Below are 21,773 nucleotides of genomic sequence, written 5' to 3'. Positions count from 1 at the left end.
GACATGACAGCGCTCGGATTTCTCTACCCAGGACACTCCGCCGAGGACGACTTCCCGCGGATCGAGATGCTGATCGACAGTGACATCCGGCTGCCCGTCGTCCATACGGACATCGGCGAGGACGCGCACCGTGTCGACGCGCTCCTCGAGATGGGCGCGGCCGAACGGCTGTCCGCGGGTGTCGAGGAGCTGAGGCTCGCCGGCGCGGAGGCGGTGGTGTGGGCGTGCACGTCCGCCAGCTTCGTCTTCGGCTGGGACGGCGCGCACGAGCAGGTCAGGGCACTGGCCCTGGCCGCGGGCCTGCCGGCCTCCAGCACCTCGTTCGCCTTCGCGCACGCGGTGGGCGAGCTGGGGGTGCGCCGCGTCGCGGTCGCGGCGACGTACCCGGAGGACGTCGCCGACCATTTCGCGACGTTCCTGAAGGCGTCCGGCGCCGAGGTGCTCTCGGTGCGGGGCAGCGGGATCATCACGGCCGCGGAGGTCGGCACGTGGGGGTGGGAGGAGGTCCTGGCGATGGCCCGGGCCGGCGACCACCCGGACGCGGAGGCGGTGCTCCTGCCCGACACGGCCCTGCATACGGCGGCCTACGTCCGTGACCTGGAGCGGGAGCTGGGCAAGCCGGTCCTCACGGCCAACCAGGTCACGGTCTGGGAGGCGCTGCGGCTGGTGGACCGGCGGGTGAACGTCCCGGCACTGGGCGCCCTCTTCACGAAGGAGCCGGTGATCCAGGTGTGACCCCGGTGCGGGGAGGTCGGGGCGGTGCGTTCCCGGGGTTCCGGAACCCCGGGAATAAAGCGGAGCGAGCCTCCGTTAAGCCGGGGTTACCCAGTCTTGATTCACCAGGAGGACCCCGTGCCGGCCAACCACGACGAGATCCGCGGCGCAGCCCACGGCACCGCCCCGACCCCCCTCTCCGTCCTGGACCTGGTCACCGTGGGCGCAGGGAATACGGCCACGCAGGCCCTGCGCACCAGTGTCGACATCGCCCGCCTCGCCGAACGCCGCGGTTTCCACCGCTACTGGGTCGCCGAGCACCACTCCATGCCCGGAGTGGCCTCGTCGTCCCCGGCCGTGATCCTGGCGCACCTCGCCGCCCACACCGACCGCGTCCGGCTCGGCTCCGGCGGCGTCATGCTGCCCAACCACGCCCCGCTGGTCATCGCCGAGCAGTTCGGCACCCTGGAGGCGATGGCCCCGGGCCGCATCGACCTCGGCCTCGGCCGCGCCCCCGGCACCGACGGCGCGACGGCGGCCGCACTGCGCCGCACGGACCGCCTCAACGAAGGCGCCGACGACTTCCCGCAGCAGCTCGCCGAGCTGACCCGCTTCCTCGACGACGACTTCCCGGACGGCCACCGGTACTCCCGCATCCACGCGGTCCCGGGCCCGGTCCAGGCCACGTCCCCGGGCGGCGTCCAGGACCCGCACCGCCCGCCGGTCTGGCTGCTCGGCTCGTCCGGCTTCAGCGCCCGCCTTGCCGGTGTCCTCGGCCTCCCGTTCGCCTTCGCGCACCACTTCTCCGCGCAGAACACCATCCCGGCGCTCGACCTGTACCGCGAGTCGTTCCAGCCCTCCGAGGTCCTGGACGAGCCGTACGCCCTCATCGGCGTCTCGGCGCTCGCCACGGACGACGACGGCACCGAGGCCCGCCGCCAGGTGCTCGCCGCCGCGCTCAACATGGTCCGCCTGCGCACCGGCCGCCCCGGCCTGGTCCCGACGCCCGAGGAGGCGGAGGCGCACCACTTCAACGAGATGGAGCAGGACTTCATCGACTCCTGGAACTCCAACGTCGTCCACGGCGCCGTCGACGAGGTCCGCTCCGGCCTCGACGACCTCCAAAAGCGCACCGGCGCCGACGAGTTGATGCTCACCGCCAACGCCCACAGCGGCGAGGTGCGGCTGCGCTCGTACGAACTCATCGCGGATGCCTACGGGTTGCCGCAGGCCTGACGACCGGCGCCGCCCCCTGATGGATATCGGGGGCGGCGCTTTCGTTCCCGTACCAGCGCTCACCCGCTCGTAGAACCGGCTCACCTGCGGCGCGGGAACGCCGCCGTCACCGGCAGGGCGGCCGCCGTGACCAGGCCGGCCGTCAGGAACGCATGATGCAGGCCGTCGAGCACCGCGCCGCCCGCGGACGCCGCGACAGCCGCGAGCACCGCCGTCCCGATCGCCCCCACATGCAGCGGCATCCGCGCCGGCGAACCGCCCACGCCCTGCTCTCCGGCCGGCACCGGCCGCCGGCGCGACTACCGCCTCGCCCTCGAAGAGCGGGCGGGCCACCCCGTCACCCTCGGCGCCACGGCCCACAACCCCGACGAATGGCTCACCGCCATCGCCCACGGCCACGCATCTCCCTCACCCCCGAAGCCACGGCCCGCTCCTGCCAACGCCCCGGCGTGGTCTACCGCCCGGTGCGCGGGGTCAGTGCCGGCGACGTGGCGGTGGCATGGCCCCGACCCCCTCAAGTCCCGCAGGTGGTACGGGACTTCATCGAGTCATGCACCAGTCAGCCAGCCGGGCAGGCTCGGCCCGATCGAGGGCATCCGGCGGCCCGTCCGGCTGATGAGGACGAGCCCGCGGGGCGATGCGGCGGACGCGGTCCGCCGCCCCACGGACTACCGGCACCGATCCGCCAACAGCACAGAGATCCGCTCCGCGGCGACGGGCCGCGAGTACAACCACCCCTGCCCCGTGTCGCACCCGATCCGGCGAAGCCGCTCCGCCTGCTCGACCGTCTCCACACACTCCGCCGTCACCGTGAGCCCGAGCCGATGGGCCAACTGCACCATCGCCTCCACGATCACGGCATCGGCCGGATCCTCGGGCGCCCCGGCCCCGTCCCCGTCCGGGAATCCGCGCACGAACGCCCCGTCCAGCTTCAGCACCGACACCGGAAGCCGGCTCAGGTACGCGAGGTTCGAGTACCCGGTGCCGAAATCGTCGATGGCGATGCGCACACCCATGTCGCTGAGATCCTGCAGCGCCTGCAGGGGCCGCCCGGTGGACCCCATCACGGCGGACTCGGTGAGCTCCAACTGAAGTAGTTCAGGGGCGAGTTGTGTCTCGTCCAGGATGCGTGCGACATCGGCCACCAGATCCGAGTCCCACACCTGACGCACCGCCACATTGACGCTGACGAAGACCGGCGGCACGCCCGGATGCGCGAGCTGCCACTCCCGTGCCTGCCGGCAGGCGGTCTCCAGGACCCACCGCCCCAGCTGCACGATGGAGCCGTCCTCCTCGGCCAGCCCGATGAACCGATTCGGCGTGAGCAGGCCGTACTGGGGGTGCTGCCAGCGCACCAGCGCCTCGACCCCGCGCAGCCCACCGTCCTCCAGGCGCACCAACGGCTGGTACTCCAGCACGAACTCGCCCCGCCCGACGGCCGGCCGCAACCCGGCCGACAGGACCTGACGGGTCATCCGACGCGCGTTGCGCTCCGGGTCGAACAGGGTCCAGCGTGCCTTGCCGTCCGCCTTCGCCCAGTACAGGGTGGTGTCCGCGGCCTGCATCAGGCCCGTGGTGCTGGTCCCCGCGACCTGCCGCTCGACGACCCCGATCGAGGCCGAGACGACCAGCCGCTGCCCCGACAGGTCGAACGGCTCCCGCAGCGCGCCGAGCACCGCCTCGGCCAGGTCCGACAGTTGTTCCGTGCCGGTCGAGTCCTCCACGAGCAGCGCGAACTCGTCGCCGCCGAGCCGGGCCACCAGCGGGGTGCCGGTGGCGGGCCGGGCGAGGTTCGCGCACCGCCGGAGCCGCTCGGCGACGGCGGCCAGCAGCCGGTCGCCGACATGGTGGCCGAGGGTGTCGTTGACCGCCTTGAACCCGTCGAGGTCGAGGTAGCACAGGCCTACGCGGCCGGTCGCGCCCGTGCCTTCGTACGTACCGGCCTCCAGCGCGGCGGCCAGGCGCTCGAAGAACAGGGCGCGGTTGGGCAGCCGGGTCACCGGGTCGTGCATCCGCAGGTGGCGCAACTGGGCCTGGAGGTCGCGGTGCGCGTCGATGTCGCTGAGCGAGAACAGCACGACGTCGGCGCCGGGCACCGGGGACACCGTGATCCGCACCCAGACCGCGTGGCCCGCGGCGTGCTTGAGGCGGCGGGTGCGGCCGAGCCGGGCCTGCCGGCCGCGCAGCACCTCGCGGTAGGCGTCCCAGGTGCGCGGGTCGGAGGCCAGGTCGAGCAGTTCGGCGGCGACGAGGCCGATGAGCGGCTCCGGGTTCTCGCCGCGCAGCAGGGCGAGCGCGGCGGCGTTGGCACCGACGATCAGGCCGTTGCGGTCCGCAAGCAGCATGGGCTGGGGCGCGGCGAGGAACGCGGCCCCGTGGACCGCCCGAGCGGGGTGTTCGTACGCGTGATCACTCTGCGTGAGGAATTCGGGGCGCGGGCCGGGTGGGGACACCTCCGCCGCGGTCGTGGGCCCTTCGGGCTGTGCGCTCACCGCTCGCTCCCCGTAGTGCGTGGTCTGATCGCGTGGTCCGGTCGCACGGCCTGCTGCGGCTGAGTCCCGGCAGGAAAGTGTGCCGATCATAGAGGCCGGTCGGACGGCCTATCCAGCCTTGTCCACGGTCGGGATGGTTCCGGGCGGACGTAATTCGCCTCGCCAGATCGTTTCTGCTCGTCCCCGTACGGGGTTCTGCCGCACCTCGATCATCTGTGACGGCCTGTGACCGCTCGGGGTGTCGCCCCTCACTCGTCCGGGCCAGATAAACAGGGCGAAACCCAACAAATACCCACACTCTGGGTGGGGTGCCCCACATTCCCGTACCGGAGGTCGACTTGCCGCGTCCGCAGCCACTCGGGGGAGTGGACAAGACCCGACTGCGTGCCGCCGCGGCAGCGCTCACCGCTCTCACCGCCCTGGCCGCCACCGGACTGGTCGCGGGCCCCGCGGCCGCCGCCCCCTACGCGGGCCCGTGCGCCCTGGAACGCAGCTCGGCCCACCACTCCGAAGGCCTCGACACCTGGAACGGGGCCTATCCGCGTCCCCTGAAGACCCTGAACGCGGTACTCGTCTTCCTCTCCTTCCCGGACTCCGCGCCGCGGACCACGCCCGAGGAGCTGACGGCCGACTACTTCCCGGCCACCAGCCGCTTCTTCGACCGGGCCTCGTACGGCAAGTTCTCGCTGGTCCCGCATCCGCAGCGGCAGTGGCTCGAAATGCCGCGGGACTCGACGTCGTACGACATACGGCGGGACTGGAACGCGGCGGACCGCAGCGCGTATCTGCGTGACGCGCTGAAGGTGGCGGATCCGCACACGGACTTCGGCAAGTACGACGTCGTCTACCTCGTCGCCGATCCGGACGCGCCGGGCGTCGACTCGGACGCCACGAAGGTCGTGAACTTCGACAGGCCGATGCGGGCGGACGGCACCGACATCCGGCGCGTCGTCACCGTCTTCGAGCAGCACCCGCCGGACCGCAACGTCCTCGCGCACGAGACCGGCCACGTCTTCGACCTGCCCGATCTCTATCACCGGCCGTCCGACGGCAAGGGCGACTGGGACACCTACGTCGGCGACTGGGATGTCATGGGCAGTCAGTTCGGGCTCGCGCCGGACTTCTTCGGCTGGCACAAGTGGAAGCTCGGCTGGCTCGACCCCCGGCAGGTGGCGTGCGTGACGCGCACCGGGACGACCCGGCTGACGCTGGAGCCGCTGAGCACGGCGCCGAGCGCGGCCGGCGCCCCGTTCGGCACCGGCGACGGCACCAAACTCGCGGTCCTGCGGACCGGGCCCTCCAGCGTCGTCGCCCTGGAGGCCCGCGGCACCGGCGGCAACGACAGCACCACCTGCAACCAGGGAGTCCTCGTCTACCGCGTACGCAGCGACGCCTCCTCCGGCGCGGGCCCCGTCCAGGTCCTCGACGCCCACCCCGGCACCGAGGCCTGCTACGGCGACTCGGTGTACCCGCCCCTCGCGGACGCCCCGATCGGAGCGGGGGAGAGCTTCACGGTGCCGGGCGAAAGACTCCGAATCGAGGCCGAGGACCGCACGGCCTCGGGCGCATGGACGGTGAAGGTGACGGTGGGCTGAGCACCCGGCGTTTCGGAGGGAACACCCTCCGGGCCCCCAGCCCGGGTGTGAGTAGTTGAGGTACGGAAAGTGCCGCTGAGATTGATCTTGCTCGGGTCTGCCTCCCGCGCGGGCGCTTCGAGCCGGCGGGGCAGGGTGTCGGCGCGGAGCTCGCGCAGGTCCGGGATGTGGTTGTAGAGCGTGCCCGGGGAGACCCCGAGGAACTTGGCGATTGAGGTGATCGAGCGGGGCTCGCGAATGAACTCGGCGAGCGCGGCGAAGACGTGGAGGACGAGTCGGCCACCGGGGGTGGTGGTGTCCAGTTTCTCGTGCAGCGAGGTGAAGCCGATTCCGTGCTCGCGTAGCTCGGCGACCATGTTGATGAGGTCCTGGAGGCTGCGGCCGTAGCGGTCGAGCGAGGGGACGACGAGCGTGTCGCCCGCGTCGAGGAACGCGTGGCACGCCTCCAGCTCGGGCCGGAGCGCGTCCTTGCCGGACTTCTTGTCCGCGAAGATCTTCCGGCACCCGGCGGCGGTGCACGTCCGCGCCGTCCGCTGGCTCCTGAGTGGTCGTCATGGCCACGGAACATGTCAGAGAACGGCGATACGGAGTTCTTGAACGACCCAGGTTTCCGAAGAAGGTTTTTTGAAAGGTCAATCCCGTCCTCAGGCAGTGGTCAGCGCGGCGGCGCCATGGCCACCTGAAGATCACATATCGAGGGGCCGGGGTGCTTCTTCCTGGCTCAAGCCATGTGACGCGACAGAGGGCGCGGCACTCACGTCGCCGATACAGGGCCCAGTCGGCGAACAGTCGGGTGGCATTGATCAGCTCAGCGATGCAGTTGCCGCGCGCAGGTCCTCCAGGGCCGCCAGTGCATGAGGCGCGAGCCCTTCTGTGTCATCGCGATCGCTTTCGGACCACTGGGCGTAGCCCCGCTTGAACGCGAGGACTCCCAGCTCGCCCGCGAGGTGCGCAGTCGACTCGGGGACACCTCGGTCGATGAGCGCGGCTGTCATGGCGGCCGCGAGACCGACGCTCTTGAGGGCGTCACGCTCCTGAAGTTCGGTGCTGGCTGCCACGGCTGCTTTGAGGCGGGGGCCGAGTTCGCGGTTGGTCGGCCCCATGGCGCTCGATGCGCGCTCGAGACCGGCTGCCACCGCCTGGAGCGGGCTGGCGCTCGCAGGCGCCTCGGTGATGCCGTCGGCGAGCAGCCTGCTGAGCGTCTCCTGGCCGGCGACCAGTAGCTCTCGCTTGTCGGAGAAGTGCCGGAAGAAGGTGCTCTTGGTGACGCCGGCGCGCTCGGCGATCTGCGTCACCGTGGTTGCGTCGTACCCCTGCTCGGTGAACAGGTCGACGGCCGCAACGACGAGTCGCTGGGCCGCCCCTGGTTGCCATCTAGCCATGAGACCAGAATAGGTGATGGGACACCTGTCCCGTCACCGTGTAAGGTCAGTGATGGGACAATGGTCCCATCACTTTCAGGGAGAGCTCATGCACGTCTTCATCACCGGCGGTACCGGCACCATCGGCTCCGCGGTCGTCGCCGAACTGCTCAACAACGGCCACACCGTTCTCGCACTGGCTCGCTCGGACGGCTCCGCGCAGACCCTTGGGAGCGCCGGTGCCAAGGTGCTGCGAGGAGACATGGCGGACCTCGACGTCCTGCGGTCCGGCGCCGCGCAGTCCGACGGCGTGATCAGTCTGGCGTTCGGGCGCGACTACAGCAGTCCGGACGCTCTCGCGCAGGCCATCACCGAGGAGAGCGCCGCTCTCGCCGCGCTGGGTCAGGAACTCGTCGGAAGCGACCGCCCGATCGTCACGGTCTCCGGGACGCCCTGGGTGCCGGAGCGCGCCTCCACCGAGGCCGATCCACTGCCGATCGACGGACCGGTGGGCGGTCGGGGCCGTTCGGTCAATGCGCTGCTGGATCTGGCCTCGCGCGGTGTGCGCAGCACGGCTGTCCGCATGCCGCGCACGGTCCACAATGAGGGCAAGGGCGGATTCGCCGGCCTGCTGACCGATCAAGCGCGCCGCACCGGAGTGGCCGGCTACCCGGGTGACGGCACCCAGCGCTGGCCGGCCGTGCACGCGCTCGACGCAGCGGTCCTGTTCCGTCTGGCTCTCGAATCGGCACCGGCCGGGACAGCCTGGCACGCCGTGGCCGACGAGGGCGACGCGGTGCGGGACATCGCTACGGTCGTCGGCCGACGGCTGGGCCTGCCGGTCGAGGCGGTGTCGGAGGAGACCTTCGGCCCGTTCGGCCCGATCTTCGCCATGGACCAGCCTGCATCCAGCACCCACACCCGCGACGCTCTCGGGTGGCAGCCGACGCACCCCGGCCTCCTCGAGGACCTGGAGAACATTCAGCCCTGACGGGTTTCGACAGAACACAGACTGAGCAACACCGGCCGTCAGCCCTCGTCCCCGCCTCGGCGTCGGGGTGCTGCATCTCCCGGGGGATGACCCCCGCACCCCCAGTCGGTGGCGGGGTCGTGCGGATTGCCGGTCTGACGCGAACGCGAAAGGCCCCCCGCTCTCGCGGAGGGCCTTTCACCGTCTGTGCGCCGCCAGGGACTCGAACCCCGGACCCGCTGATTAAGAGTCAGCTGCTCTAACCAACTGAGCTAGCGGCGCCTGCTGACGTCGTAGACTTTAGCATCCTGATCGGCGGCAGGAAAAATCGATATGCGCACCGACGCGTCGACGGCGGCGCGGGCCGCCCGGACGCAGGCCCAGAGCACTACCTCGGGGCCCGGGAGCCAGGGGCGGCGGGTGTCGGGGGCGACCACCCAGCGGGACTCCAGGTGCTGGTCGGAGGGCGTGGCGCGGGTCGTGGGGGCGGGCACGGTGACCGCGTCTCCGGTGCCGTGGCAGAGCAGGGGCGGCACCGCGGGGCCCCACTCCTCCCACTGGAGGAGCGAGGGCAGCCGCTGCGCGGTACCCGGCGCGGTGAACAGCAGCATGCGACCGCGGTGGGCGGCGACCGGGCCCGTGCCGGGGCCCTCGTCCCAGAGCCGGTCTAACATCCGCCGGCCGAAGATCGCCGGTACGTTCACCACGTCGAAGACGGATCCGCAGGGCAGCACCACGGGTGCGGCGGGGCGGGATGCCCAGTGGGCGAGGGCCGAGCGGGGATACGTTCCTGCGGAGGCGAGCCAGGCAGCGCCGTCAGGGGTGACATCGGAGACGTCGAAGCGGTCGTGGGGGATGCCGGGGGCCGGGGCAAGGTTGTTCATACCTCCAACGTCTACAGGGCGTGAGGATTCAGCTCCTATGGGTTGCGGGAAACCGGGACAGGAGGGGGCCGGGAGGAGTATCTTGCCCCTCTGGCATATGCCATTTGATCTTTACGGGGCCTGATCGGTGGCGCCGCGCAGCAGCTCACGGCCGAACTCGACCATCTTCTTCGCATAGTCCTCGGTCCACTCCGCGCGCTCCGCGATGTCGGCCGTGGTCAGCCGGTCGAAGCGGCGCGGGTCGGCGAGCTGGGCCGCGGCCATCGCCTGGAACTCGACGGACCGGTCGGTCGCCGCGCGGAACGCGAGCGTCAGCTCCGTGGCGCGGGCGAGCAGCTCGCGGGGGTCCGCGATGGACTCCAGGTCGAAGAAGTGCTCCGGGTCGGCGGCGGCCTCCGCGGGCTCGAAGATCAGCGGGGCGGGACGCAGCCGCGGCTGCGGGGTACGGGGCCGGTCGGGCTCCGCCATGGTGGTTCCTCCTTGTGCCGGTTCAGGCCCGCTCGGTGCCCGGGCCGCCTTCCATTGTCCGACGGCGCGCAAGTGGGCCTCGGTCGCCTACGAATGCGCCCCCTGCGGCAACGCTCCCTCCGCCAACGCCTGCTCCGTCAAAGCCTCCCGCGGCGACGCTTCTACGGCGTCCAGCCGACCCGGTGCTCCGAGAGCCGGGCCAGCACGGAGTGATTGGCCTCCCAGCCGTCGGGGAACTTCACGTCCACCCCCAGCTGCACCGGCTCCGTCGACGGATGCTCGTCGAGGAGATCGGCGACGCCGGCCCGGCACACCACGACGCACGCGTGCCGGTGCCGGGACGCGAGTACGCACAGGCGGCCCGTCTCCAAGTGGAACGCGGTCGCGTCCGGGCGGCCCGACAACGGGTGCAGCACCACGGTCACGTCGAACTCCCGGCCCTGCAGCCGGTTCGCCGTGTCCACGGTGACGTCCCGCACGCCCAGCTCGGCCAGCGCGGAGCGGACGGCCGCCGCCTGATCGCGGTGCGCGGTGCCGACACAGATCCGGTCGGCGGTCAGCGGGGCCTCCCGCGGACCCCGCTCGGAACGGGTGACGCCCTCCCGGTCGAGCAGCCGCCGCACGACGAGCGCCACGGCCCGCACCGCCTCCGGGTCCGTCCGGGGCGTGTGCGCGGCGGGCAGTTCGAGCAGCCCCCAGCCGGCCTCGGCGGCCTCGTCGATGACCCGGTCGGGGCCCGAACCGTCCGACGCCACAAGGAACTTCAGCTCACGGTCGCCCTCGTCGGTGCCGCTGCGGAACGGCGTGAACGGGTAGAACGCCCCCGACACCAGCGGCGCGGCCGACGCCGGCAGCCGCCACGACACCGGCAGCCGGTGCTGCGGCAGCTCGGGGTTGTGGGCGAGCAGCGTCGACACGGCCGAGGCCGACGGATCGTACGAAAGCCCCGCCCACTGCTCCGAGCCGACGATCGCGAACGGGTCCAGCTGCCCCGGGTCGCCCACGAACAGCGCCCGTTCGAACAGCCCCGCCACGGCGAGCAGCGCGTCGGACCGCATCTGGTACGCCTCGTCCACGATGGCGTGCCGCCACGGGCCCCCGGCGTCGGAGACCTTCACGTGCGCCCACTTCGCGGCGGTCGACAGGACGACCGGCAGCGGGGCGAGGTCGCCGGCCTTCGTCGACGTGCGGACGTTCGGCAGATCGTCGAGCGCCTTGTCGTACGCGTCCGGGTCGCTGCTGTGCAGCCGGCCGACGGGCAGCTCGGGGTTCTTCTCGTGGAGTCGTAGGACGAGATCGTCCACCTGCGCGTTCGTCTGCGCGACGACCATCAACGGCCGCCCCGCCTCGGCGAGTTCGAGCGCGGCCCGCACGACCAGCGTCGACTTGCCCGCGCCCGGCGGGGAGTCCACGACGACGCCCCGGGCGTCACCGTGGAGCGTGTCGCGCAGGATGGCCTCCGTCGCGAGGCCCGCGGCGGCGGACGGGCTGAGCGCGGCGGGACCGAGGCCGGACGGGTCGAGAGAGGTCACGGTCACAGGAGGTCCTCCGAGGTCACGGCATCCGGCGTCGACGCGTCCGTGCCCGGCGGGCCGCCGTGCGTCCACGGCGTCTCCTCCGGATCCGGCAGCTTGGGACCGCCGCGCTGCTCGTGTTCGAACAGCGTCCAGCACAACCGGTCCCCCTTCCGCGGCACGGAACCCTCCTCCGGCTCCTTGCCGCGCCCCATCTTGTCCAGCAGCCGCAGCACCACCGCGTCCTGGGCCTCGCTCTCGTAGGCCACGAACTCGGCCGTCTGCGGCTTGCCTTCGAGGGAACGGAACACCTTCACCCGCTCCCCGAGATGCGGCCGGTCGTCCGTGCGGACCGTGACCAGCGGCCGCGGGCGCTTCTTGTCGTTGTACGCCGCCACGACCTCGGTCACCTCACCCGCGAAGGCCTCCCCGGCGAGCCGTCGGCCCGCCATCACCAGCGGGTCGTCGAGCGCCTCCTGCGCGTCCAGGCGGGCCTGCTCCCGCTCGCGGGTGGCCAGCTTGTTCGCCGCGGTCACCGCGTCGTCGCGGCGCGGCTGCGGCGGCTCGCCCGCGGCCACCCGGTCGCGGTGCCCGGTGAAGGACCAGCGGTCCCGCGTCCAGCGCTCCGCCGCGCGCGGCCCCTCGGGCAGCGTGCACAGCAGGTCCAGGCCGCGCCACACCGCGTCCCAGGTGGGCCGGGTCCGCGACTCGACCAGGATGTGGATCTCCCGCTCGGCGGCGGTGAGTTCGGCGAGACGGCCGTCGGCCTCGACCGCGTCCTCGGTCGCCGCCAGCCGCGTACGGGCCCGGTCGTAGCGCTCGATCGCCGGTGCGAGCAGCTTGTTGTCGAAGGCGGGGTCGGTGGCCGGACCGGCGGGCGGGCAGAGCAACTGGCCGTCCGGGCCCCGGTCCAGCTCGGCGCGGAGCGCGGCCTCCGCGCCCGACGTGCCCTGGGGCGCCGCGATCCAGGCGAGCAGCGCGCCCAGGTGCTGGTCCTCCAGGCTCGACTGGCCCGTCGCCCAGTGCCGGGAGAGCAGATCGGTCATCGCGAGCAGCAGCGAGGAGCCGGGGACGCGGGCCCGCTCCCCGAAGTGCGTCAGCCAGCGGCCGAGCAGTGGAACGTGCGGCGGCGCCGGATACGGCGTCTCCGGGTCCTGTTCCGCGGTGCGGCGGAACCGCATCGACCGGCCGAGGAGCCGCACGAGGTCGATACCCGCGCGGCTCGGCACGATCAACTGCGGGGCGTCCGCGCACAGTTCGACCTCGACCTTGACCTTCTTGCCGGTCTCCGGGTCGGTCTCGCTGCGCTCGGCGGCCTCGACATCACCGGCGTACCCGTCGATGTACGGCAGGACCGTCTCGGCGAGTTGCGTCAGGAACGCGAAGCGCAGATCGCGGTCGCGCGGCTGCGCCACGACCAGCAGCCGCGGGGAGGTCCGCTCGGTGCCGACCAGAGCGCCGAGCGGGGCGCCGGTCTCGCCCGCGGTCGTCAACGGCACGACGACCAGGGGCCGCTGGGAGAGGTGCCGGTGCCCGACCGTGGCGATGGGCTGCGCGCGGCCGGTGCTGGTGGCTTCGAGCCGCGCCAGGTGGTTGATCAGGCTCACGTGGCGGGCTCCTCGGCGAGCAGGGAGACGGTCGTGTCGGGGGCCGGCACCTGGGGCGCCGTGAGGTTCAGCACCGCGCGCCCCCGAGTGCCTCGGCCCGCAGCGCGGCGGCGCGACGCAGCGCCGCCACCGTCGGGTCCGCCGGGTCGCCCGCCTCGCCGTGGGCCGCGGCGAGTACGGCGTCCACCGTGGTCAGGCCGCCGAGCTCGGCGCGCAGCGACCGGCCGAGGCTCGTCACCGCGCCCGCCTCCCGCGACCGCTCCCGGCAGTGGAACGCCAGCTCGCACGCGGCCAGGCACTCCGGCGCGTACGTGGCGGGCACCGCTTCGACCGCCGCGGTCAGCTCGGCGGGCGGCAGGTCCGGGTCGAGGACGGTGCCGGGCGGCAGCTGTGCCGCGATGTCCTCGATCCGGGTGAGGCGGCGCAACTGGCGCCGCGTCACCGACAACTGCTTGCGCACGTCCACGGCGGACGCGGCCGGCAGGTTCGAGAAGTCCTTCGGGCAGACCAGGACGACCCGGTCACGGACCTGGACCGGGATGTCCGGCAGCCGGGCCGCGACCTGTTCCAGCGCCAGCACGTACACCGCGGCCTGCCGCGCGGCCGCGCCCACCTTCGCCGCGTCCGCCGCGCCGTCGATCATCGGGAACGACTTGATCTCGACGACCGTCCAGCTCCCGTCCGGGTGCACCACCACCGCGTCGGGCTCCAGGAACGCCGGGCTGCCCGCCACGTCCAGGGCGAGCATCGGATGGTCGAGGAACGTCCAGGTGCCGGGGGAGTCCACCGCCTCCCGCAGCGCGAGGGCCGTGCGCGCGGTACGGCCCTCGGGCCCCACCGCCGACAGATCAGGAGCGCGTACGAGCTCGGGAGCCGGTTCCGGGGCGTCGCCGTCCACGCGCGCGTGCACCAGGTGCAGCAGCTGGGAACCGCCGTCCGCCTTCACCCGCGCCTCGAACACATTGCCGCGCGCCAGGGCGAACTGGGACTGGCCGAACGCCGCGGGCGAGCCGAGCGCGTCCGCGAGACGGGCCTTGTCCACCCCCGCGCCGTCCAGCAGCGCGCGTCTGCTGCACCCCGGGTTCGCCGCGAGGGCGGCCAGGGCGCGGGCGTCCAGCGGGCGCGGCGGATGGTCGGGGCCGCGCAGCTCAGCGAGCCGGCGCCGCAGCCCCGTCGCCTGTGTCGTGCGACGTGGCGGACTTGCGCTGTCGGGGGAATCGCTCACCCTGGGGAGTCTGGCACTCTCCACTGACATTCGAGGAAAGAGTGGCGGAAGGGCCCGCCTGGGAACCGTTCGCCAGAACGGCGTCCACCCGGTCCTTGATCCGCGCCGCGAGCCCGGTCACCGGCTTCGTCAGGAGCAGACCCGCGCCCATCACGGCCACCCCGGCCAGCGCGTCGAAGAAGTAGTGGTTGGCCGTGCCCATCACGACGATCGTGGTGATCAGCGGGTAGGCGACGCCGACGGCCTTCGCGTACGGGCTCCGGCCGTTGCGCCACAGCATGACCCCGCACCACAGCGCCCACCCGACGTGCAGGCTCGGCATCGCCGCGTACTGGTTGGTCATGCCGCCCAGGCCCTTGGGCGCGCTGGCCGCGCCGCCCCACCAGCCGTACGAGCTGTACTGCGCCATGGTGTCGACGAAGCCGTGGCCCGCGGCGAGCAGCCGCGGCGGGCAGGTCGGCACCATCGTGAAGCCGATCAGGCCGATCAGCGTGGACGTCATCAGCCAGGTCCTGGCCGCCCGGTACAGGTGGGCACGGCGCCGGAAGATCCAGATCAGGATGGCCGGGGTGACCACGTAGTGCAGTGAGGCGTACCAGAAGTCGGCGGGCACGCCGAGCCAGGGCTCGCGCGTGAAGAGCCGGTTCAGCGGGTGTTCGAGATTGAGGTGGAGGGCCTGCTCGGCTCTCAGGAGCGCCACACCGTGGTCGACAGCCGTGCTCACATCGCCGCGGGCGAGCAGCCGGCCTGCCGAATACGCTCCGTACACAAGGAGGATGAGCGGCAGTTCGGTCCACCACCTGAGCCGAACGCCTGGTATCGCCTCCGTGCGTGGTGCGTGGTCGGTCTGCGACATTCGGGCCGCTCCCCCTCTTCCTCGTCCGGCGGCCTCCGGCCACTTTGCTCACCTTACGGTGCATGTGGGGCCCGGCGTGGGTGACCCCTGACCCTCGTAGACGCGGAGATCACTCACCGGGTTGCCCGACAGGCGGCCCGCAATCCGCTTGCGCGATGATGGACGGGGCGACGCTACCCGTTCGTCCCTCGTTCACCCCGTACGTCCCTGTAGTTCTGTAGCTCTGTACGCCCTGTAGTTGTGAAAGGTCCTCGCATGGCACCGCGCATTCTGTTGGCCCGACACGGACAGACGGAATGGTCCCTGTCCGGACGGCATACCGGCAGAACGGACATTCCTCTCCTCGAAGAGGGGCGGCGCGGCGCGAAACTGCTCGGCGAGCGACTGCACAGGGCGCCCTACGAAGGGCTGCCCGGAGTCGAGGTGCGCACCTCCCCGCTGGTGCGGGCGAGCGAGACGTGCGAGCTGGCCGGGTTCGGGGAGCGGGCCACTGCGTGGGACGCGCTGATGGAGTGGGACTACGGCGCCTACGAAGGGCTCACCCCGGCGCAGATCCAGGAGATGCGGCCCGGCTGGTTCATCTGGCGCGACGGCGTCCCCGACGGGGAGACCCTCGCCGAGGTGACGGCGCGGGCCGACGAGGTCGTGTCCTGGGCCAGGTCCGCCGACCGCGACGGCCGGGACCTCCTCGTCTTCGCCCACGGCCACATCCTGCGCTCCATCGGCGCGCGCTGGCTCGGCCTCCCCCTGGACTTCGCGTCCCGTATCCGCCTCAACCCGACGTCGCTCTCCGTTCTGGGCTGGGCGTACGGAGAGCCGGCGATCGAGACCTGGAACGAGTCGGGCCACCTCACGGGCTGACCCGTTCCGCCTCGGCGCCGACGGCTCACCGCCGGGACGACGCGTGCGCCTCCAAGAACGCCGCCACCCCGGCCGCCCGCCGGTGCGGCAGCAGAACCCGCGCCGTGGTCGCCAGCATCGACTCGATCCGGGACGACCGCACGTCCCGGAGCAGACCGAGCGCCCGGGCCCCCGCGGACGCGGCTTCGTCGGGCTGGCCGGCGCGGGCCAGGTCGTCCGCCAACTCGGCTGTGTACAGCGCGTTGTTGCGCTTGAAGTGCGGGTCCTGGAGGGCGACGGCGCGGCGCGCGTGCCGGGTCGCGCGCGGCCATGCGCCCAGTGCCGACCAGCACTGCGCCTCCAGGCCCTCCATCTCGGCCTCCCCGTAGAACGACATCCACTCCGGGTCCGTGTCCGAGCCGCCCCGCGCGAACAACGCCTGTGCCCGCGCCAGCGACCGCTCGCAGGCGGGGCGGTCGCCGAGTCCGGCCCAGCCGCCCGCCTCCCGCAGCGCGAGGAGCGAGAGCAGCCGCGGTGAGCCGAGCGGCGCCGCCACTCTGGTCGCCGCCTGTGCCGCCCGGACGGCCTCGCGCGGGCGCCCCGCGTCCCGCGCGAGGAACGCGGTGTTGCAGAACGCGTGCGCCTCCAGCGCCTCGTCGCCCGCCATCCGCGACGTGGCGAGCGCCTCCGCGTAGTGCGAGCGCGCGTCGTCGAAGCGGCCCGAGTCGTGGGCCAGCCAGCCGACGGAGATGGCCAGTTCGCCCGCGCCGGTCTGCAGCCGCTCGGAGACGTCGCGTTGCGCGGTGCCGGCGTCGAGCAGTTCGAAGGCGGTCCGCAGCGGCGCCGCCGCCCGCCGGTACAGGCCGTCGGCGCCGTGCCGGTCGTCGAGCAGCCGGATGCGCCGGATCGCCTCCTCCACGGCGCGGGCGCCGGCCCGCGCGGGATGCCGGTCGGGGCCGCCGTCGCCGGGGGCGGCCCCGAGGGAGACGCCGAAGGGCGTCAGGGCGGCGACGGCCACGGTGGCCGTGGAGCCGGTCATGCCGGTCATGAATGCGCGACGCCGCACGTCGCTCTCCTCGTGGTGCGTGTACTCAATGGGTTCGGGACGTGCGGGACGCGGGACCGTGGTCGCCAGGGGTGGGCGGGCGCCCCTGCCGCGTACCGAGGCACGGGGGGCGAACCCGAGGTCCGCGAGGGAGCGGCCCGGGAACATGTGCAGAAAGACCCGCTCGTACGCGTAGTTGGGGCAGCGGATCGCGCCGGACTCGACGCGTCCGATGTAGCGCGCGTCGCAGCTGACGCGCTCGCCGATCTCGCGGGCCGCGCGGCGCACCGCGGCCGCGAACTCGCCCGGCGAGCGCTGTCCGCGCAGCCGCCGGAAGGCGAGGTTCGGACGCGGGTGCTGCGGCGCCGGGGTGGCCGGAAGATACGGAGACGACGACATGGGCGGGTCCTCCCGTGCGAACCGTGCCGGACACCAAGGGAGTTGGCGGAACGCGGAGCCGGGCGGCGTCTGCGCGCCGGGACTCCCTTGTTCCGGCGAGGCTCGAAGGTACCGGCTGTAACGGGTCCGACACGCAGTGTTTGGCTACAAACGGGATATCTCACCCACGATCTGCCATGAACTGCCATCCTTTGCGGCGGCGTGCCGCCGTTGCCGTTGACGCCCTGAGGCGTTGAACCATGCGGCGAAACCCCAACTGGCATGAGTGCCATGTACGCGAAGAGCGAGGAGGGGGCGACGTGTTGGACGCCTCAGGACCCATGACGTCACAACCCGCCGAGTCGTTGTCGACGGCGCGGCACCGTCCGACCGAGCAGCACAGCGCGCAGCCACCCGGCGCCTGCGACCTGGTGACGGTGCCGTCCCGGCAGGGCCTGGAAGCCGTCGACATCCTGCGCCGCGGCAGCGCGGAGCCGGTCGGCCCGGTGCTGCACGACGGCGGTGGCGACACCCTCGGCTTCCTCGTCCCACCCGGCACCGCCGACGGCTGGGACGTCCCGGGCAGCGCCTGTACGCAGACCCAGGGCCGCGGCCTCTCGCTCGCGCCGCCCGTCGAGGGCACCGGCTGGCTGCTGCCGCCCGACCCCGAAGAGGCGCCCGGCACCGACCTGGTCACCGACCCGGCCGTGCTGCGCGCCGCGCTCGACGAGGCGGCCCGCCTGATCGAGGCCGCCGACAACTGCCGCTGAGCCGATCCGCCGCCCGCCACGGATAATGGCCTGATGGCGAGGTCACGAGGGAACCAGGGGCGCAGGGGCGACAGGGACGGCAGAGGGGCCCGGGAGTCCGTCGTGCAGAGCGTCGACGGCGGACTCGCCGAGCTGATACCCGACCGGGACCGGCCCTCCGGCTGGACGCTGCTCCTGGACGGCGCCCCGCAGTCGCACGTCGACCTCGACGATCCGGCCCATCTCTCCTTCGAGTACCAGCGCCGCATCGGCCACGTCCTGGACCTGGCCGCGGACCCGGGCCGCCCGGTGCAGGCCGTGCACCTCGGCGGCGGGGCCTTCACCCTGGCGCGCTACGTCGCCGCGACCCGGCCGCGCGCCACGCAGCAGGTCGTGGAGAGTGACGGCCCGCTGGTGCAACTCGTGCGGGCGGCGCTGCCGTTGGACCCCGGCGCCCGCATCCGGGTCCGTACCGCCGACGCCCGCGAAGCCCTCGGCAAGCTGCCCGACGCCTGGGCCGACGTCCTCGTCGCGGACGTGTTCAGCGGGGCCCGCACCCCGGGCCACCTCACCACCACCGAGTTCCTCACCGAGGTGCGCCGCGTGCTGCGGCCCGCCGGCACCTACGTCGCCAACCTCGCCGACGGCCCGCCGCTCGCCTACCTGCGCGCCCAGATCGCCACCGCCGCGGCCGTCTTCCCCGAACTCGCCCTGATCGCCGACCCCACGGTGCTGCGCGGCAAACGCTTCGGCAACGCCGTCCTGGTGGCGTCGGCGCTGCCCCTGCCGGTGGCCGAGCTGACCCGGCGCGCGGCGGGCGACCCGCACCCCGGCCGGGTCGAGCACGGCCGCGCGCTGCTGGATTTCGCGGGCGGCGCCGCACCGGTCACGGACGCCTCGGCGAAGGCGTCGCCCGCACCGCCGCCCTCCGTGTTCCGCTGAGCGCTCTCACACAGAAGACGGCTCAGTATGTGGCGATCTCCACGGACGGCCGGTGATCGTGCCACGTGCAGAACACCGACACCTTCTGGTCCCCGGACGTGAACTCGACCCGGATCCACGTCGTTTGCTTCCACACCTGCACCGACCACCCGGCGCCCGGCGTCGCGGACACCAGCGTCGCCGAGGTCTCCCCGAGGTCGAAGACGGCACGGCCCCCGGCCGTCGCGTAACTCTTCACGTCACCGGAGGACGCGGTGCCGGGCGGCGACGTGCCGGGCGCGGGCTTCGACGACGGCGTCCGGCTCGGCTCCGACGGCTTCGACGAGGGCTTCGCCGACGGCCGGGACGGCGTCGTGGACGGTGCGGGCTCCGGGCGGTGCGTGGACGAGGAGAGCGGCGACGCCGAGTCGGACGCGTCGGCGGCGACCACCGGAAGCGCCCGCGGCGGGTCGTACGCCGTGCCGGACATCACCGTGTGCACACCCCACCACGACAGCGTCACCGCGGCCCCGGTCGCGAGCAGCCAGGCCACCGTGTGCACCAGGCCCCGTCGCATGGGGCGCGGGGCCCGAGGGGCGGCCGGGGTCTCGGGCGGCGGTGGTGGCGTCGGTTGCATCGCGGGCCATACTGCACCACGCCCCCCGCCGCTGTCCCGCGCGGCCCTGAGTCACCCGGGAGGAGGGCCGGATCGGCCGGATGGCGTACGGTGCCGCCCATGGCAAGTGTGCTCGTGGTCGAGGACGACCAGTTCGTACGCTCAGCCCTCATCCGGCACCTGACCGACGCCGCGCACACCGTGCGCAGCGTCGGCACGGCCCTGGAGGCGCTGCGCGAGGTCGCCCATTTCCGGTTCGACGTGGTCATCCTCGACCTCGGTCTGCCGGACCTGGACGGGGCCGAGGCGTTGAAGATGCTGCGCGGTATCACCGACGTACCCGTGATCATCGCCACGGCCCGCGACGACGAGGCCGAGATCGTCCGGCTGCTGAACGACGGCGCCGACGACTACCTGACCAAGCCCTTCTCGCCCGAGCACCTGTCGGCCCGGATGGCCGCCGTGCTGCGCCGCTCGCGCTCCAGCGCGGGCGCCGAGCCGCCGTCCCGGGTCCTGCGCGTCGGCGGCCTGGCCATCGACCCGCTGCGCCGGCAGGCCGAACTGGACGGCGCCCGGCTCGACCTGACCCGCCGCGAGTTCGACCTGCTGGCCTTCCTCGCCGGACGCCCCGGCGTCGTCGTACCCCGCAAGGAACTCCTCGCCGAGGTGTGGCAGCAGAGTTACGGGGACGACCAGACCATCGACGTACATCTGTCGTGGCTGCGGCGGAAACTGGGCGAAACGGCCGCGCGCCCCCGCTACCTGCACACCCTGCGCGGTGTCGGCGTGAAGCTGGAGCCGCCGCAGCCGGAGCCCGCGCTGTGAGGTGGGCGCTGGTCAAGGTGTGCCTGGCCGTCACGACCATGGTGGTGGTGGCGTTCGCCATCCCGCTCGGGCTCGTCATCAAGGAGATGGCGCGGGACCGGGCGTTCTCGAACGCCGAGCGGACCGCCGCCGCCATCGGGCCCACCCTCTCCATCACCACCGACCGCGACCAGCTCGCCCGCGCCCTCGCCACCGCGCAGACCGGCGGCGAGGAGCGGATGTCCGTGTACGTCCCGGCCGCCGGCGGCAACCCCGCGATCCGGCTCGGGCGGCAGCGGGTGACCGCGGACAAGCTGGACATCAGCCGGGCCAGGAAGGACGAGGTCCCCGGCGGCTACGTGTGGCTGCAGCCGATCGCGGTCAGCACCGGGAAGATCGCCGTCGTCGAGGTCTACGTCCCCGAGGCCGAGGTCGGCAATGGCGTGACGACCGCGTGGGTCGTGCTCGCGGGCGTCGGCATCGCGCTCATCATCGGCTCGGTCGCCGTGGCGGACCGGCTCGGGGTGCGGGTGGTGCAGCCCGCGCAGCGCCTTGTCGGCGCCGCGCACGAACTGGGCGAGGGCAGGCTCGGCGCGCGTGTGCCCGAGGACGGACCCTCCGAACTGCGCCTGGCCGCCGTCGCGTTCAACTCCATGGCCGACCAGGTCGTACAACTGCTCGCCAATGAACGGGAGTTGGCGGCCGATCTCTCGCACAGGCTGCGCACGCCGCTGACCGTGCTCCGACTGAACGTCGCCTCGCTCGGTACCGGCACCGCCGCCGAGCAGACCCGCGTCGCCGTCGAGCAGCTGGAGCGCGAGGTCGACACCATCATCCGTACGGCACGGGACGCCAAGCCGCAGACCGCCGCGGCGGGACCGGGCGCCGGCTGCGACGCCGCCGAGGTGATCCGCGAGCGGATGGACTTCTGGTCGGCGCTCGCCGAGGACGAGGGCCGCAAGGTGCGGGTCGCCGGGATCGACCGGCCCGTGCGGATCCCGGTCGCCCGCGGCGAGCTGGTGGCCGCCCTGGACGCGCTGCTCGGCAACGTCTTCCGGCACACCTCCGAGGGCACCGCCTTCGCGGTCGACGTGCACAGCGGCGAGGACGCCGTGATCGTGCTCGTCTCGGACGCGGGACCCGGCATTCTCGACCCGGAGGCGGCGATGGCCCGCGGCAAGGGTTCGGGCAGCGACGGCTCGACCGGGCTCGGCCTGGACATCGTGCGCCGCCTCGCCGAGTCGACCGGCGGCGACGTGCGCATCGGCTCCTCCGTGCTCGGCGGCACCGAGGTGCGGATCTGGGTGCAGCTCGACGGGCGCGGCCTGCTGGAGGGCCGTCGCAGCCGTGGGCATCGGGGCCGCGAACGTAAAGGACTGGTCTCGACCTTTAATCGCTCCCGATCCCTTCCTTAAGCCAACCCTAAGATCCGTACGGCGCTTCCCTGTTGCCCGAATTGACGGATTCCGGATCGCTAGCGTGCTGCCGCACCCCCAAA

20 protein-coding genes, 1 tRNA gene and 1 pseudogene are annotated in these 21,773 nt (G+C 72.8%); 9 read left to right on the top strand and 13 right to left on the bottom strand.

Features of this window, described 5'->3' with window-relative positions; all coding sequences use genetic code 11:
* Positions 1–3: 3 nt before the first annotated feature.
* Both AB0J02_RS10565 and AB0J02_RS10560 read left to right on the top strand, forming a co-directional pair.
* A complete protein-coding gene (locus AB0J02_RS10565; protein ID WP_363193213.1) occupies positions 4–735 on the top strand; it encodes a decarboxylase in 732 nt (243 codons plus the stop codon).
* A gap of 117 nt (positions 736–852) precedes the next feature.
* Entirely contained in the window at positions 853–1,950 is a 1,098-nt protein-coding gene (locus AB0J02_RS10560; protein WP_363193212.1) for an LLM class flavin-dependent oxidoreductase, read from the top strand.
* 80 nt (positions 1,951–2,030) lie between these two features.
* Here the strand turns inward: AB0J02_RS10560 and AB0J02_RS10555 are convergent, their stop codons facing one another.
* Together AB0J02_RS10555 and AB0J02_RS10550 are read right to left on the bottom strand one after the other, a co-directional pair.
* Entirely contained in the window at positions 2,031–2,213 is a 183-nt protein-coding gene (locus tag AB0J02_RS10555) for a hypothetical protein (protein ID WP_363193211.1), read from the bottom strand.
* A gap of 405 nt (positions 2,214–2,618) precedes the next feature.
* Positions 2,619–4,295 carry an EAL domain-containing protein gene (locus AB0J02_RS10550; protein WP_363193429.1) on the bottom strand — a complete coding sequence of 559 codons (1,677 nt, stop codon included), beginning with the start codon at positions 4,293–4,295 and terminating at the stop codon, positions 2,619–2,621.
* Between the two features lie 512 nt (positions 4,296–4,807).
* On the opposite strand from AB0J02_RS10550, the gene AB0J02_RS10545 reads away from it, so the two are divergent.
* Positions 4,808–6,037, top strand: a complete 1,230-nt coding sequence (locus AB0J02_RS10545; protein WP_363193210.1) for a M6 family metalloprotease domain-containing protein — start codon at positions 4,808–4,810, stop codon at positions 6,035–6,037.
* Between the two features lie 230 nt (positions 6,038–6,267).
* Here AB0J02_RS10545 and AB0J02_RS10540 read toward each other — a convergent pair.
* Positions 6,268–6,555 (bottom strand): annotated as a pseudogene (locus AB0J02_RS10540) (recombinase family protein); the annotation flags it as partial.
* Between the two features lie 285 nt (positions 6,556–6,840).
* Positions 6,841–7,419 (bottom strand): helix-turn-helix domain-containing protein, encoded by a 579-nt coding sequence (locus AB0J02_RS10535; RefSeq protein WP_363193209.1) that lies wholly within the window; start codon positions 7,417–7,419, stop codon positions 6,841–6,843.
* An 88-nt stretch (positions 7,420–7,507) separates the two neighbouring features.
* On the opposite strand from AB0J02_RS10535, the gene AB0J02_RS10530 reads away from it, so the two are divergent.
* Positions 7,508–8,389, top strand: a complete 882-nt coding sequence (locus tag AB0J02_RS10530) for an SDR family oxidoreductase (RefSeq protein WP_363193208.1) — start codon at positions 7,508–7,510, stop codon at positions 8,387–8,389.
* A gap of 187 nt (positions 8,390–8,576) precedes the next feature.
* Here AB0J02_RS10530 and AB0J02_RS10525 read toward each other — a convergent pair.
* The 7 genes from AB0J02_RS10525 to AB0J02_RS10495 form a co-directional block, all read right to left on the bottom strand.
* Positions 8,577–8,650 (bottom strand) — tRNA-Lys (locus AB0J02_RS10525).
* A complete protein-coding gene (locus tag AB0J02_RS10520; protein WP_363193207.1) occupies positions 8,641–9,252 on the bottom strand; it encodes a bifunctional DNA primase/polymerase in 612 nt (203 codons plus the stop codon). The genes AB0J02_RS10525 and AB0J02_RS10520 overlap by 10 nt, the downstream gene beginning before the upstream one ends.
* 111 nt (positions 9,253–9,363) lie before the next feature.
* Positions 9,364–9,720: a hypothetical protein gene (locus tag AB0J02_RS10515; RefSeq protein ID WP_363193206.1), complete on the bottom strand. Its 357-nt coding sequence runs from the start codon at positions 9,718–9,720 to the stop codon at positions 9,364–9,366.
* Between the two features lie 161 nt (positions 9,721–9,881).
* Positions 9,882–11,252, bottom strand: a complete 1,371-nt coding sequence (locus tag AB0J02_RS10510; protein ID WP_363193428.1) for an AAA domain-containing protein — start codon at positions 11,250–11,252, stop codon at positions 9,882–9,884.
* Between the two features lie 2 nt (positions 11,253–11,254).
* Positions 11,255–12,841, bottom strand: coding sequence for a hypothetical protein (locus AB0J02_RS10505; protein ID WP_363193205.1), 1,587 nt, complete (start codon positions 12,839–12,841; stop codon positions 11,255–11,257).
* Between the two features lie 67 nt (positions 12,842–12,908).
* Positions 12,909–14,066 (bottom strand): hypothetical protein, encoded by a 1,158-nt coding sequence (locus AB0J02_RS10500; RefSeq protein WP_363193204.1) that lies wholly within the window; start codon positions 14,064–14,066, stop codon positions 12,909–12,911.
* A complete protein-coding gene (locus AB0J02_RS10495; RefSeq protein ID WP_363193203.1) occupies positions 13,990–14,922 on the bottom strand; it encodes a phosphatase PAP2 family protein in 933 nt (310 codons plus the stop codon). The genes AB0J02_RS10500 and AB0J02_RS10495 overlap by 77 nt, the downstream gene beginning before the upstream one ends.
* 255 nt (positions 14,923–15,177) lie before the next feature.
* On the opposite strand from AB0J02_RS10495, the gene AB0J02_RS10490 reads away from it, so the two are divergent.
* Positions 15,178–15,783 (top strand): histidine phosphatase family protein, encoded by a 606-nt coding sequence (locus tag AB0J02_RS10490; RefSeq protein WP_363193202.1) that lies wholly within the window; start codon positions 15,178–15,180, stop codon positions 15,781–15,783.
* A 25-nt stretch (positions 15,784–15,808) separates the two neighbouring features.
* Here the strand turns inward: AB0J02_RS10490 and AB0J02_RS10485 are convergent, their stop codons facing one another.
* Positions 15,809–17,206 (bottom strand): tetratricopeptide repeat protein, encoded by a 1,398-nt coding sequence (locus tag AB0J02_RS10485; RefSeq protein WP_363193201.1) that lies wholly within the window; start codon positions 17,204–17,206, stop codon positions 15,809–15,811.
* Positions 17,207–17,526: 320 nt separating this feature from the next.
* Here AB0J02_RS10485 and AB0J02_RS10480 point away from each other — a divergent pair, with 320 nt between their 5' ends.
* Both AB0J02_RS10480 and AB0J02_RS10475 read left to right on the top strand, forming a co-directional pair.
* The gene (locus AB0J02_RS10480) at positions 17,527–17,955 is read left to right on the top strand and encodes a hypothetical protein (RefSeq protein ID WP_363193200.1); all 429 of its coding nucleotides are present in this window, start codon (positions 17,527–17,529) and stop codon (positions 17,953–17,955) included.
* 33 nt (positions 17,956–17,988) lie between these two features.
* The gene (locus tag AB0J02_RS10475; protein ID WP_363193199.1) at positions 17,989–18,876 is read left to right on the top strand and encodes a fused MFS/spermidine synthase; all 888 of its coding nucleotides are present in this window, start codon (positions 17,989–17,991) and stop codon (positions 18,874–18,876) included.
* A 22-nt stretch (positions 18,877–18,898) separates the two neighbouring features.
* Here the strand turns inward: AB0J02_RS10475 and AB0J02_RS10470 are convergent, their stop codons facing one another.
* Positions 18,899–19,432, bottom strand: a complete 534-nt coding sequence (locus AB0J02_RS10470) for a hypothetical protein (RefSeq protein ID WP_363193198.1) — start codon at positions 19,430–19,432, stop codon at positions 18,899–18,901.
* Between the two features lie 159 nt (positions 19,433–19,591).
* Between AB0J02_RS10470 and AB0J02_RS10465 the strand changes: the two genes are divergently transcribed.
* Both AB0J02_RS10465 and AB0J02_RS10460 read left to right on the top strand, forming a co-directional pair.
* Entirely contained in the window at positions 19,592–20,296 is a 705-nt protein-coding gene (locus AB0J02_RS10465; protein WP_363193197.1) for a response regulator transcription factor, read from the top strand.
* On the top strand, positions 20,293–21,690 hold the full coding sequence (locus tag AB0J02_RS10460; RefSeq protein ID WP_363193196.1) for a HAMP domain-containing sensor histidine kinase: 1,398 nt from the start codon (positions 20,293–20,295) through the stop codon (positions 21,688–21,690). Before AB0J02_RS10465 ends, AB0J02_RS10460 begins: the two co-directional genes overlap by 4 nt.
* Positions 21,691–21,773 lie beyond the last annotated feature (83 nt).

The sequence above is a fragment of the Streptomyces sp. NPDC050264 genome, assembly GCF_040655895.1.
Lineage (GTDB): Bacteria > Actinomycetota > Actinomycetes > Streptomycetales > Streptomycetaceae > Streptomyces.
This window is presented reverse-complemented; position numbering and strand designations above follow the sequence as displayed.